Origin of the sequence: Klebsiella sp. 1SOBk5mer (genome assembly GCF_046603115.1) — a bacterium.
In the GTDB taxonomy this organism is placed as follows: Bacteria; Pseudomonadota; Gammaproteobacteria; order Enterobacterales; family Enterobacteriaceae; genus Klebsiella; species Klebsiella quasipneumoniae.
In genome coordinates this window covers 791,814-803,889 of the sequence record NZ_JBKIUU010000001.1, presented here as the reverse complement: position 1 = coordinate 803,889, position 12,076 = coordinate 791,814, and the positions used below count along the sequence as shown (strand labels likewise).

The following is a 12,076-nucleotide window of genomic DNA, read 5'->3' as shown; positions in this document are numbered from 1 at the left end:
ACGTTAGTTAAGACCGCGCACCGAGGAGATAAACTGTTTCAGTTCGGTTGTCTGCGGACTGGCGAACAGCGTTTTGCTGTCACCCTGTTCCCAGACGCGCCCCTGATGCATAAACACCACGCGGTCGCCCACTTCGCGGGCAAAATTCATTTCATGGGTGACGAGGATCAGCGTCATGCCTTCCGCCGCCAGCTGCTCCAGCACCTTCAGTACTTCGCCCACCAGTTCCGGGTCGAGCGCCGAGGTAATTTCGTCACAAAGTAAAACCTTTGGCGACATGGCCAGCGCCCGGGCGATGGCCACGCGCTGCTGCTGGCCGCCGGAGAGGTTTGCCGGGTAGTAATCCAGACGGTCGCCGAGCCCGACCTTCTCCAGCATCCGCTGCGCCAGCTCGCGGCATTCGGCCTGGGACTTCTTCAGCACCCGCCGCGGGGCCAGCATGACGTTCTCCAGCGCCGTCATGTGCGGAAAGAGATTGAAGTTCTGGAACACCATGCCGATGGAGCGGCTGATCTCCCGGGCCTGGGAATCGCGGTCGGTGATGGTCATGCCCCCGAGCTTGATGCTCCCCTCCTGGTACCCCTCCAGGCCATTGATGCAGCGCAACAGAGTGCTTTTGCCCGAGCCGCTGCGGCCGATGATCGAGATCACTTCCCCCATGTCGATATCCAGATCGACGCCCTTCAGCACATGGTTGTCGCCGTAGTACTTCTGCATCTGATTAATGGTGATGAGAGGCATTGAATTTGTTCTCCAGATAACGGCTGTAGCGGGACAGCGGATAGCACAGAATGAAATAGCCCAGCGCCACCAGGGCAAATACTTTAAACGGCTGGTAAGTGACGTTGGTCAGCATGGTTCCCGCCTTGGTCAGCTCCACAAAGCCAATAATCGAGGCCAGCGCCGTGCCTTTGATCACCTGTACGGCGAATCCCACCGTCGGCGCGATGGCGATGCGCAGCGCCTGCGGCGCCACCACCCGGTACAGGGTCTGGCCGAAGCTCAGCCCGAGACAGCGCGAGGCTTCCCACTGGCCTTTCGGCAGCGCGCGAATGCTGCCGAACCAGATATCCAGCAGAAAGGCGCTGGTGTAGAGCGTCAGGGCCACCGACGCCGCGGTCCATGCCGAGACGTCGATGCCGAACAGCGCCACGCCGAAAAATGCCAGAAACAGCTGCATCAGCAGCGGCGTCCCCTGAAACAGTTCGACGTAGCCGCGGATCAGTCGTTTCACCTGCCGTCCGCCGGTCAGGCGCAACAGCAGCAACGGTAAGGTCACCAGCGCCCCGCCGGTAAACGCGACCAGAGACAGCAGCACCGTCCAGCGACCGGCCAGCAGCAGGTTGCGGATAATGTCCCAGTCGGTAAAGGTGGTCATCATGCCTGCACTCCCAGCCATTTACGCCCCGCCGCCATCAGCAGCTGACGCATCGCTATCGATAACGCTAAGTAGATCCCGGTGGTCACCAGATAGACCTCAAAGCTCAAAAATGTCCGCGACTGGATCAGGTTGGCGGCGAAGGTCAGCTCCTCATAGGAGACCTGCGACACCACCGACGAGCCGAGCATCACGATGATGCACTGGCTGACCAGCGCCGGATAAATCCGCTGCAGCGCCGGGGGCAGCACGACGCGAACGAAGGTTTGCGTCCGGCTGAGTCCGAGCACGCGTCCGGCCTCCCACTGGCCTTTCGGCGTCACCTGAATGCCGGCGCGCACGATCTCGGTGCTGTAGGCCCCAAGGTTCACCACCATCGCCAGCAGCGCCGCTTCGCCGGCGGTCATCTTCAGTCCCAGGTTCGGTAAACCAAAGACGATAAAAAAGAGCTGCACCACGAACGGCGTGTTACGAATGATTTCCACATATCCGCCCCACACCCGGCTGAGGACGCCCGGGCGGCCGCTGCGGATCGCCGCCCCGAGGATGCCGATCGCCAGTCCGCCGATCGTCGCCAGCACCGTCAGCTGCACCGTCACCCACAGGCCGGCCAGCAGCTCCGGCCAGTGCGGCCAGAGCTCAGAAAAATGAAGTTGCTCCGTCATCCACAGACCTTACGCGCCGAGGCTGGCAGGCAGCGGCGCTTTCAGCCACTTCTCAGACAGACCGTTGAGGGTGCCGTCCTTAATGCCCTGCTCGATGAGGGTATCCACTTTCGCCTTCAGCGCCGGTTCGTTCTTTTTCAGCCCGATAAAGCACGGCGAGTCCTTCAGCATAAAGCTCGGCACCGGCGCTTTGTCGGCATTCTGCCGGGCGATGGCCGCCACCACCAGGTTCCCGGTGGCGACATACTGCACCTGGCCTGACAGGTAGGCCGACAGGGTGGTGTTATTGTCCTCGTAGCGCTTAATCTGCGCCGCCTGCGGCGCCACGCTGGTCAGCACCATGTCTTCCACCGCCCCGCGGGTCACGCCGACGCTTTTACCGCTCAGCGCGGCCGCGTCCTTCAGCTCCGCCCCTTTCGGGCCAAACACCCCGAGGAAGAACGGCGCGTAGGCGCGGCTGAAGTCGATCACTTTCTCACGCTCAGCGTTTTTGCCGAGGCTGGAGATCACCAGGTCCACCTTATCCGTCTGCAGATACGGCACGCGGTTGGCGCTGGTTACCGGGACCAGCTGCAGCTTGAGCTTCATCGACTTCGCCAGATAGCGCGCCATGTCGATGTCATACCCCTGCGGCTGCAGGTCGGTCCCCACCGAGCCGAATGGCGGAAAATCCTGGGGTACGGCAATGCGGATGACGCCGCGTTTTTCAATATCCTGGAGCTGGTCAGCCTGAGCGGCGGAAACAGACGAAAGGAGACAAGCGGCCCCGGCCAGTGCGATCAACAGTTTCTTCATGATGTTTACCCGTTACGTTAGCATGAAACAAAAGATTCTTTGAATCTGTTTTTGCAACTAATGTGCCAGATACGGTCGATGCGCGGGTTGGCGAGGAATTAAGGCAAAAAGCGAGAACGGACAGGGAGTAAGGAGCAGAAGAGTAAAAATCGACGGCGCCAGAACGCGGAACCAAATGCACCATATTGATGCACAGCACCACGCTGGCGCCCCATCAGCGTTGTTCCAGCTCGTCCAGTTGCTGATAAAGCGTAGCGATATCGTGGATCCGCGGACGACCGCTGTCGAGCGTTTCATGCAGAAAGGCATTGGCCAGCAGATTGATCAAACTGTTGACCGAGGCATAGCTGTCGTAAGCCGAGACGCTGTCCAGCGGCGCGCAGAGCTGCCAGCGGGAGAGCGGGAACAGGCTGTGGGCCTGCGGCTCGCACATTAACAGAACCGGCACCCCGTCGCGCTGCAGCTGCTGCAGCAGCGGGCGCACGATCCGCGGCCGCCGGCGAAACGCCATCATCACCACCAGGTCATCGGCGGTCAGGTCGACCAGCTCTTCGCTGAGGCTCTGCCCCGGCTGGGGCAGCACCAGCACCTGACCGCGAGCCTGCAGCAGCTGCTGGCGCAGGTGCAGCGCCGCCGGATAGGCATTGCGCATGCCAATCACCACAATGCGGCGCGCGGCCACCATCGCCGTCAGCGCCTCGGCGAACTGGTGAGCGTCAAGGGCATTGACCCATTGGGTGAGGTTCGCCATCTCCTGCTTATAATGACGCGCCAGCAGCGTGTTACCCTGCACCGCGTCGCGCTGGTCGGTCAGCGGCATTCCGCTCTGGCGCAGGGTGCGCAGTTCATCGCGCATGTCCTTATATTTGTCATAGCCCAGGCGCTTGAACAGCCGGCTGACGGTGGCTTTCGACACGCCGCTCAGCTGCGCCAGCTCGGCGCTGTTGTAGCTTATCAGGTCATCAAAGTGGTCAAAGATGAAATCCGCCACCCGCTGCTCCTGCGGCGACAGCGAGGCGTATTGCCCTTTCAGTCGTTCATCGAGTTGTTGCATAGCGCCCCTGTAACTTTCGTTTCATCATCCATCCCTCATCATACTGTATCTGCTATGCCTTACACATAGCGTGCCAGCGGGAAAATTCCGGTCATTGTTTTTATCAATGAAACGAAACGTTCAGAGATGGAACAGCTTTTGCAGTGTTCTGCGGGTGATTCGTTCAGAAAGGATAATTTATGCACAGTAGCAACGTTTCGACCCACGGCATGGCGGTCGCTCCCCACCACCTCGCCAGCCAGAGCGCGCTGGCCATCCTGCGCGAGGGCGGCAGCGCCATTGAAGCGATGGTGGCTGCCGCCGCGGCCATCGCCGTCGTCTATCCGCACATGAACGGCCTGGGCGGGGATGGTTTCTGGCTGATCGTGCCTCCCGGGGGGGATCCCATCGCCATTGACGCCAGCGGGGCGGCCGGCTCGCTGGCCACCCTCGAGGCCTATGCCGGTCAGCGGCATATCCCCCACCGGGGGCCGCAGGCTGCGCTGACCGTCGCCGGCACCGTCAGCGGCTGGGACGAGGCGCTGCGAATTTCACGGGACTTAACCGGCCGCGCGCTGCCGGTGGCGCGCCTGCTGGCCGATGCTATCGGTTATGCCGAAGACGGCATTCCGGTCACCGCCTCCCAGGCCCATGCCACCGCCAGCAAACTGGAAGAGCTGCGCCACCAGCCGGGCTTCAGCGAAACCTGGCTGGCGGCAGGCGAGCCCCCCCGGGCCGGCAGCCGCTTTCGCCAGCCCGCCCTCGCCGGAACCCTGCGCATGCTGGCCAGCGACGGTCTCGACAGTTTCTATCGCGGCCCGCTGGCCGAACGTCTCGCCCAGGGGATGGCCGCGCTGGGGATGCCCGTCACCCTCGGCGACCTGCAGGCCCACCGCGCCCGGCGCCCGGCGCCGCTGACGCTCCAGCACCGACAGGGCACGCTGTGGAACCTCGCCCCGCCGACGCAGGGGCTGGTGTCGCTGGCGATCCTCGGCATCACTGACCGTCTGAACATGGCCGACGCCGACGAGGCGCAAACGGTGCATCGCATCGTCGAAGCCACCAAGCGGGCGTTTGCCCTGCGCGATGCGCATATCACCGATCCGCGCCATCTGGATGTCGACGTTCAGCAACTGCTGACTCCGGAGGCGCTGCAGCCGCTGGCCGACAGCATCGACGACGCCAGCGCTTCGCCCTGGGGCGGCGGCAAAGGTCCGGGCGATACCGTCTGGATGGGCGTTGTGGATAACAGCGGCCTGGCGGTGTCATTCATTCAGAGCATCTATCACGAGTTTGGCAGCGGCGTGGTGATCCCGGACACCGGGATCGTCTGGCAAAACCGCGGGGCGGCCTTCAGCCTCGATCCGCAGCATCTTCTGGCGCTGGCGCCAGGCAAACAGCCGTTCCATACCCTCAACCCCGCCGCGGCGCGCCTGAACGATGGCCGGGTGATGGTCTATGGCTCGATGGGCGGCGACGGTCAGCCGCAGACCCAGGCGGCGCTGTTTACCCGCTATATCCTGCAGGGGGCGCCGCTGCAGGAGAGCATCTCCCGGCCGCGCTGGCTGCTGGGCCGCACCTGGGGCCAGTCCTCGGATTCACTGAAGCTGGAGGGACGCTTTGCCCCCGCCTGCATCGCTCGCCTGCGCGAGCTGGGGCACGAGGTGGAAGTGCTGGCCGATTTCAGCGAGGCGATGGGCCACGCCGGGGCCATTGTCCGCCATCCCAACGGCCTGCTTGAAGGGGCTACCGATCCACGCAGCAACGGCGCCGCCGCCGGATACTAAGGAGCAGACCATGACCACACAGCCAGACTGGAGCGAGTATCTGACGCAGATGACCCACCTGTTGCGCCTGGAGCTGGATGCGCCGCGCCGTGAGGAGCTGGAGCGCCAGTTTGCCCGCATCGCCGCTATGGCGCAGCCGCTGATGGACTATCCCCTCGGGCCGCGCGACGACATTGCGGGGGTGTATAAAGCATGACACTTCACCATTTCACCATCGCCGAGATCCAGCGTGCGCTGCACGAGGGCGAACTGAGCGCCCGGGAGATCGCCCGCCAGACGCTGGACGATATCGCCCGCGTGAATCCGCAGATCAACGCCTGGACCGAGGTCACCGCCCAGCGCATGCTGGCGGAGGCCGACAGCATCGACGCCCTGCGCCGGGAAAAGCGCCCCCTGCCGCCGCTGGCGGGCATTCCCTACGCGGTGAAAAATCTGTTTGATGTCGCCGGGCACACCACCCTCGCCGGAGCGGAACTGCTGAGCGACCGGCCGCCGGCAGCCAGCGACAGCTGGGCAGTGCGCCAGCTGCATAGCGCCGGCGCCCTGCTCAGCGGGATGCTCAATATGGACGCCTACGCCTACGGCTTCACCACCGAAAACAGCCACTATGGCGCGACGCATAACCCGCACGATCTGTCGCGGATCGCCGGCGGATCTTCCGGCGGTTCGGCCGCGGCGGTGGCGGCCGGGCTGGTCCATTTCAGCCTCGGCAGCGATACCAACGGCTCGATCCGCGTCCCCGCGTCGCTGTGCGGGATCTTTGGCCTGAAACCCACTTTCGGCCGCCTCTCCCGCTCCGGCAGCCATCCGTTTGTCGCCAGCCTGGATCATATTGGTCCCTTTGCCCGCCGGGTGGCCGACCTTGCCGCGGTGTATGACGCCCTGCAGGGGCGCGACCCGGCCGATGACTTTCAGGCCGATAAAGCCAGCGAGCGCACCGGCAACCTGCTGGAGCGCGGGCTGGAGGGTCTGCGCTGCGCGCGGCTGGGGGGCTATTTCACCACCTGGTGCGATGACGACGCCCGGGCGGCCGTGGATCGGGTCGCCCACGCGCTGGGCGCCGACAGCGAGCTGCAGTTCGCGGATGCCGCCCTGGCCCGCTCGGCGGCCTTTATCATCAGCGCCAGCGAAGGCGGCAATCAGTATCTGCCGGATCTTCGCCACTCGCCCGAGCGCTTTGAGCCTCACTCCCGCGAGCGGCTGCTGGCCGGGGCGATGATCCCCTCCGCATGGTATCTGCAGGCCCAGCGCTTCCGCCGCCATGCCCGTCAGGCGATGAAATCCCTGTTCAGTCAGGCCGATGTGCTGATCGCCCCGGCCACCCCATGCAGCGCCACGCCGATTGGCGCCGAGGAGATGGTGATTAACGGCCAGCCGCTGCCGGTGCGCGCCAGCATGGGAATGCTGACGCAGCCGATCTCCTTCCTCGGGCTGCCGGTGGCGACCGTGCCCCTGCGTACCGCCAGCGGCAAGCCGATTGGCCTGCAGCTGATTGCCGCGCCGTTTAACGAACAAGCCTGTCTTCGCGCCGCGCGGGCGCTGGAAGCGATGGGCATTACCGATGCCCGAGTGGCGGAGAGTGCAGCATGATCAATCTGGATAATATAGACCGCCCGGCGATCCTCGCCGAGGTGACGGCGGCGTTTTATCAGTATGAAGAGGCGCTGGTCAGCAATAACATCGAGGCGCTGGATGCGCTGTTCTGGCACGATCCGCGCACCGTACGGCTGGGGGCCGGTGAAAATCTGTATGGCATCGAGGCGATCCGCGCCTTTCGCGCCGCCCGCCCCGCCGCCGGTCTGGCCCGCGATCTGCGCCATACCATCATCACCACCTTTGGCGCGGACATGGCGGTGTGCAGCACCGAGTTCACCCGCGAAGGCAGCGCCCGCCCTGGACGCCAGCAGCAGACGTGGGTGCGTTTTCCCTATGGCTGGCGGATTGTCGCCGCCCAGGTCAGTCTGATGGACTGAGGGGAACAATACCGATTATGGCCAGGTGGATACCGTCTCCCCTGGCCATTCCCGAACCGGTAAAAATGGAGTTATTGACGATGGTCAGGATGATTGAGGGCTGCTGAATCAGCAGATAGTCTTGCGCTGAAAAGGTCATTTCTGCCGCAGGCCTGTCAGGCAGCAACAGTCATTACACTTTGCCAAGCAGGATATTTAACATACGGCGCAAGGGTTCCGCCGCGCCCCATAACAGCTGATCGCCCACCGTCAACACCGAGTAGATCGGCTCATTATTTAGCGACATTTTCTTGTAGCGGCCAATACCCACCTGCAGCGAACCGCTAATAGCAGCCGGGGTCAGTTTACTGACACTCTCTGGCTTATTATTGGGGATATAGTTTACCCACGGATGGGAATAGGTCACTAACTCTGTGAATTCCGTTTCGCTGACCTCACGTTTAAGTTTAAGGGTAATGGCAGCGCTGTGGCAGCGGATCACGCCGACCCGAATACATAAACCATTAACCGGGATGGTGCCGGGCGCAAGGCCAAGTATTTTATTGGTTTCCGCCTCACCCTTCCATTCTTCGCGGCTATTTCCATCGCCTAAATCGCTGTCGATCCATGGAATAATGCTGCCCATCAGCGGGACGCCAAAATTCTCCACCGGCATGCCGGCGCTATTAATCAGCTCACTCACTTTATTGACTAAAGGCAGCACGGAACCTGATGCCGCCAGTTCATCAGCGGACAAATGCTGGCTGATATACGCGCTTTGCGCGATCAATTCCCGCACCTGCTTAGCGCCCGCCCCGGAGGCAGACTGATAGGTCATGACGCTCATCCATTCGATCAGATCAGCCTTGATCAGCCCGGCCAGCCCCATCAGGCTCAGCGTAATGGAGCAGTTGCCGCCGACAAACAGTTTCACTCCCGCTTTCACCGCACGATCGATATTATCGCGATTGACCGGGTCGAGAATAATGCAGGCGTTCTCATCCATTCGCAGCGCCGAAGCGGCGTCGATCCAGTACCCTTGCCAGCCCGAGTGAATTAACGCCGGATAGATGGCTTTGGTATAATCCCCGCCCTGACAGGTAATAATAATATCCATTTCGGCGAGGGCGCTCAGGGAATTCGCATCTTTCAGTCTGTCGCTTTTACCATTAATAACCGGGCCCGCGGCACCCGCACTGGAGGTACTAAAAAAATGCGCTGAAATATCGTCGAAATCATTCTCTTCGATCATTCGCTGCAACAATACTGAGCCAACCATGCCCCGCCAGCCAACAATACCCACCTGCTTCATTTATTTAACCTTAAAAAGTTATGAGAATATTAATTTGTGTTCGCCATACCTTATATCGTATCCCCCAATAAAGGTCATTACCCACCACATTGATTTCTATGATTATTAAAATGTTTCATCTGCCATCAGCGGTTTTTATCTCTTATTACGGTAAAGCAGAAATAAGCAGGCGGCGGAGACTGTCCCGCTTTCAGCATTCAAAGGAAGAAATGACGTAGCGGAACGCCAGCGGCTGCTCCCCTGACAGTTATCAATAGTAACTTGCATTTTGATAGTAACTATGTCAATTTGCTGGCAACAGCCACCTGCTCCCTGGACCGCCCATGAAAAATGAACCGCTTTGCCACGCTCCCTGCCCCATCGCCCGTAGCCTGGGCCGCATCGGCGACAGCTGGAGCATCATGATCCTGCGCGACGCCTTTGCGGGCTTTACCCGCTTCGACGAATTTCAGAAAAGCAGCAACGTCGCGCCCAATATTCTGTCGCGCCGCCTGAAGGCGCTGGTCGACGACGGGCTGCTGGAGAAGGTCTGCTATAGCAGCACGCCGCCGCGCTACGAATACCACCTCACCCCGCGCGGCCGCGATTTCCGCATGGTGCTGCTGGCGCTGGCGGAATGGGGTAATCGCCACTTCGCTCCCGAAGGCCGTCAGATGCAGCTGGTGGAAACCGCTACCCAGCGCCGCGTGGAGCCAGTCATGGTGGATAAAGCGACCGGGGAAGAGATTATTCCGGGTAAATACGCCATGGTGCCGGGCCCCGCCGCCTCGCCGCTGATGCAATATCGTCATGAATATCTGCTGCGCAAACGCGAAGGCGATAACGGGCAAAAATTCCAGCCTGAACCCTACAGAGATGCCGGCAATGAATCCGGCCAGTAAGAAAAGCGTCCTCGTTCTGGCGGCCATCTGAATAACGCCAGGATTTTGTTCAGCGCAGCGCGGCAAACTTCGCCACGCGGGGATCTCGCCGGATGCCGCGCTGGCGCTGCGGGAGGCGCGAACCCAGGCATTTTCCGATGCGTTCTACCTCATCATGATTGGTTTTTTGCCTGCCGCGCAGCTGGTTCCCTTGATGAAAAAGCCGCCGGCACACTGATACTACAGGAGAGTTAACTATGGGCGTTTCCGTTAAACGCATTGTCGTCACCGGGATGGGGATTGTCAGCCCGCTGGGCTGCGGCGTACAGCACGTCTGGCAGTCGCTGCTGGCAGGAAAATCAGGCATTACCCGGCTCAGCGAGCAGCTGGTCGCGGATATTCCCTGCAAAGTGGCCGGCCAGGTGCCGTCCATTGAAAGCGATCCGCGGCACGGCTTCGACCCGCTGGCGATCATCCCGGCAAAAGAGCGCAAAAAGATGGATCGTTTTATCGAGTTTGCGCTGGTCGCCGCGCGTGAAGCGCTGACTCAGGCCGGTTGGTCGCCGGCATCAGCGGCCGAACAGGAACGCACCGCCACGGTGATCGCCACCGGGATCGGCGGGTTCAGCGAGATCGCCAATGCGGTACATACCACCGACGAGCGCGGGCCGCGTCGCCTCTCCCCGTTCACCATTCCCTCTTTTCTGGCCAACCTGGCCGCCGGGCATGTGTCTATCGCTCACGGTTTCCGGGGCCCCATCGGCGCACCGGTCACCGCCTGCGCGGCGGGCGCCCAGGCCATTGGCGATGCGGCGCGGATGATCCGCAGCGGCGAGGCGGATATCGCCCTCTGCGGCGGCGCGGAAGCGGCAATACATCGCGTTAGCCTTGCCGGGTTCGCCGCGGCAAGGGCGCTCTCCAGCGCCTCCAGCGACCAGCCGGAAGCCGCTTCCCGCCCCTTTGACCGCGACCGCGATGGATTTGTGATGGGAGAAGGCGCCGGGCTTATCGTGATCGAGTCGCTTGAGCACGCGCTGTCGCGCGGCGCCACGCCGCTGGCCGAGCTGGTGGGCTACGGCACCAGCGCAGATGCTTATCACCTGACCGCGGGCCCGGAAGATGGTAACGGCGCGCGTCGGGCCATGGAAACCGCCCTTCGCCAGGCCGGAGTGACCGCTGAAGAGGTTGACCATATCAACGCCCACGCCACCTCGACCCAGGTCGGCGATAAAGGCGAGCTGGCGGCGATTAAAACGCTGTTTGGCGCCCATCCTGTCGCCATTACCTCGACGAAATCCGCTACCGGCCATCTGTTAGGCGCGGCAGGCGGGATTGAGGCCATCTTCACCATTCAGGCGCTGCGTGATCAGATGGTGCCGCCGACGCTGAACCTGCATCACCCCGATGAAGAGGCGGCAGGTCTTAACCTGGTGGCGCTGGAGGCCCGCCCACAGAAGATGCGCTATGCGCTGTCGAACGGTTTTGGCTTTGGCGGGGTTAACGCCAGCCTGTTGCTGAAACGCTGGGAATAATCGTCAACTCCCCCGCCGGCGCTGGCTGGCGAGGGAGCTCCACCCGGACACCCTACGCTGTCGCGGGTGTCACTTGTCCACCTTGCTCCTGTGTTCTCTGCTGAAGCTGAAAAATTCGCTACCACCGCTGAAGCCGGGTGAGCGGCCCCTTTCTCTTAAGGTCAAAAAATGGGAGCCACTGACGCGTTGCTGCGAAAACGGGTGCGTTGGGGTTATGGCGTCCTGTAGACCAAAACCGATGTTAATGACGAAGACCTGAGCTTATGTGTTAGCGTTTTCCTGCTGCCGGGGGGGTGTCGCCGTTGCGGCTTTTGACCTGCTGCTGGCGTAAATGAAGAACAGCGCGATACCCAGGCAGACAATGGCGCCGATTCGGCTCAGCGAGAATGGAATCGACGCATTGCCCAGCCAACCGAAGTTATCGATCAGCATGCTCATGGTTAACTGGCCAAAAATGACGGCGACCGTAGCCACTGCAGCGCCAATACGCTGGACGGCCAGTACCATAATGACGATATACGGTACGCCAAACATTGCGCCCAGCAGCTGCCATTTAGGCACGTCCATCAGCGTCAGGGGGTGTTTGGGTTCGAAGAAGAAGATCAGCAATCCCGTCACCAGCGCGCCGACAGAAAATGTCAGGAACGCGCTTTTGAATACGCCGACCTTGCTGCCCAGCTGGCCATTGATAGCCGCCTGGATACTCAGCATGGCGCCACCGGCGACGGCGAGAAGAATCATGATAATTGTCATAACGTTACT

At 61.6% G+C, this 12,076-nt stretch carries 13 protein-coding genes and 1 pseudogene; 7 read left to right on the top strand and 7 right to left on the bottom strand.

From position 1 onward, the window contains the following. Window positions 1–3: 3 nt before the first annotated feature. The 5 genes from ACLH1U_RS03970 to hpxU form a co-directional block, all read right to left on the bottom strand. Window positions 4–741, bottom strand: a complete 738-nt coding sequence (locus tag ACLH1U_RS03970) for an amino acid ABC transporter ATP-binding protein (protein ID WP_002905293.1) — start codon at window positions 739–741, stop codon at window positions 4–6. Next, window positions 722–1,378 carry an amino acid ABC transporter permease gene (locus ACLH1U_RS03965; RefSeq protein WP_002905295.1) on the bottom strand — a complete coding sequence of 219 codons (657 nt, stop codon included), beginning with the start codon at window positions 1,376–1,378 and terminating at the stop codon, window positions 722–724. Before ACLH1U_RS03965 ends, ACLH1U_RS03970 begins: the two co-directional genes overlap by 20 nt. Beyond that, complete coding sequence (locus ACLH1U_RS03960; RefSeq protein WP_025712445.1) at window positions 1,378–2,043, bottom strand: amino acid ABC transporter permease; 666 nt, start codon at window positions 2,041–2,043, stop codon at window positions 1,378–1,380. The genes ACLH1U_RS03965 and ACLH1U_RS03960 overlap by 1 nt, the downstream gene beginning before the upstream one ends. 9 nt (window positions 2,044–2,052) lie before the next feature. Beyond that, window positions 2,053–2,838 carry a transporter substrate-binding domain-containing protein gene (locus tag ACLH1U_RS03955; RefSeq protein WP_023289755.1) on the bottom strand — a complete coding sequence of 262 codons (786 nt, stop codon included), beginning with the start codon at window positions 2,836–2,838 and terminating at the stop codon, window positions 2,053–2,055. 214 nt (window positions 2,839–3,052) lie between these two features. Continuing rightward, on the bottom strand, window positions 3,053–3,892 hold the full coding sequence (gene hpxU / locus ACLH1U_RS03950) for a MurR/RpiR family transcriptional regulator HpxU (protein ID WP_023289756.1): 840 nt from the start codon (window positions 3,890–3,892) through the stop codon (window positions 3,053–3,055). 179 nt (window positions 3,893–4,071) lie between these two features. Between hpxU and hpxW the strand changes: the two genes are divergently transcribed. The 4 genes from hpxW to hpxZ are packed head-to-tail and all read left to right on the top strand — an operon-like array spanning window position 4,072 to window position 7,631. Then, the gene (gene hpxW / locus ACLH1U_RS03945; RefSeq protein WP_064157880.1) at window positions 4,072–5,658 is read left to right on the top strand and encodes an oxamate amidohydrolase; all 1,587 of its coding nucleotides are present in this window, start codon (window positions 4,072–4,074) and stop codon (window positions 5,656–5,658) included. 10 nt (window positions 5,659–5,668) lie between these two features. Beyond that, on the top strand, window positions 5,669–5,854 hold the full coding sequence (gene hpxX / locus ACLH1U_RS03940; RefSeq protein WP_023289758.1) for an oxalurate catabolism protein HpxX: 186 nt from the start codon (window positions 5,669–5,671) through the stop codon (window positions 5,852–5,854). Beyond that, the gene (locus tag ACLH1U_RS03935; protein ID WP_044523349.1) at window positions 5,851–7,248 is read left to right on the top strand and encodes an AtzE family amidohydrolase; all 1,398 of its coding nucleotides are present in this window, start codon (window positions 5,851–5,853) and stop codon (window positions 7,246–7,248) included. The genes hpxX and ACLH1U_RS03935 overlap by 4 nt, the downstream gene beginning before the upstream one ends. Next, entirely contained in the window at window positions 7,245–7,631 is a 387-nt protein-coding gene (gene hpxZ / locus ACLH1U_RS03930; RefSeq protein WP_032452923.1) for an oxalurate catabolism protein HpxZ, read from the top strand. Before ACLH1U_RS03935 ends, hpxZ begins: the two co-directional genes overlap by 4 nt. 172 nt (window positions 7,632–7,803) lie before the next feature. Here the strand turns inward: hpxZ and asd are convergent, their stop codons facing one another. After that, entirely contained in the window at window positions 7,804–8,922 is a 1,119-nt protein-coding gene (gene asd / locus ACLH1U_RS03925; RefSeq protein WP_085551830.1) for an aspartate-semialdehyde dehydrogenase, read from the bottom strand. A gap of 323 nt (window positions 8,923–9,245) precedes the next feature. On the opposite strand from asd, the gene ACLH1U_RS03920 reads away from it, so the two are divergent. The 3 genes and pseudogenes from ACLH1U_RS03920 (at window position 9,246) to fabF (ending at window position 11,314) form a co-directional block, all read left to right on the top strand. Further along, window positions 9,246–9,803, top strand: coding sequence for a winged helix-turn-helix transcriptional regulator (locus tag ACLH1U_RS03920; protein WP_049014063.1), 558 nt, complete (start codon window positions 9,246–9,248; stop codon window positions 9,801–9,803). 41 nt (window positions 9,804–9,844) lie between these two features. Then, window positions 9,845–10,020, top strand: a pseudogene (locus tag ACLH1U_RS03915) (EmrB/QacA family drug resistance transporter); the annotation flags it as partial. Window positions 10,021–10,039: 19 nt separating this feature from the next. After that, complete coding sequence (gene fabF, locus ACLH1U_RS03910; protein ID WP_411299076.1) at window positions 10,040–11,314, top strand: beta-ketoacyl-ACP synthase II; 1,275 nt, start codon at window positions 10,040–10,042, stop codon at window positions 11,312–11,314. Window positions 11,315–11,575: 261 nt separating this feature from the next. On the opposite strand, the gene ACLH1U_RS03905 is transcribed toward fabF, so the two are convergent. Further along, window positions 11,576–12,067, bottom strand: coding sequence for a DMT family transporter (locus ACLH1U_RS03905; RefSeq protein ID WP_072420149.1), 492 nt, complete (start codon window positions 12,065–12,067; stop codon window positions 11,576–11,578). Window positions 12,068–12,076: the final 9 nt, after the last annotated feature.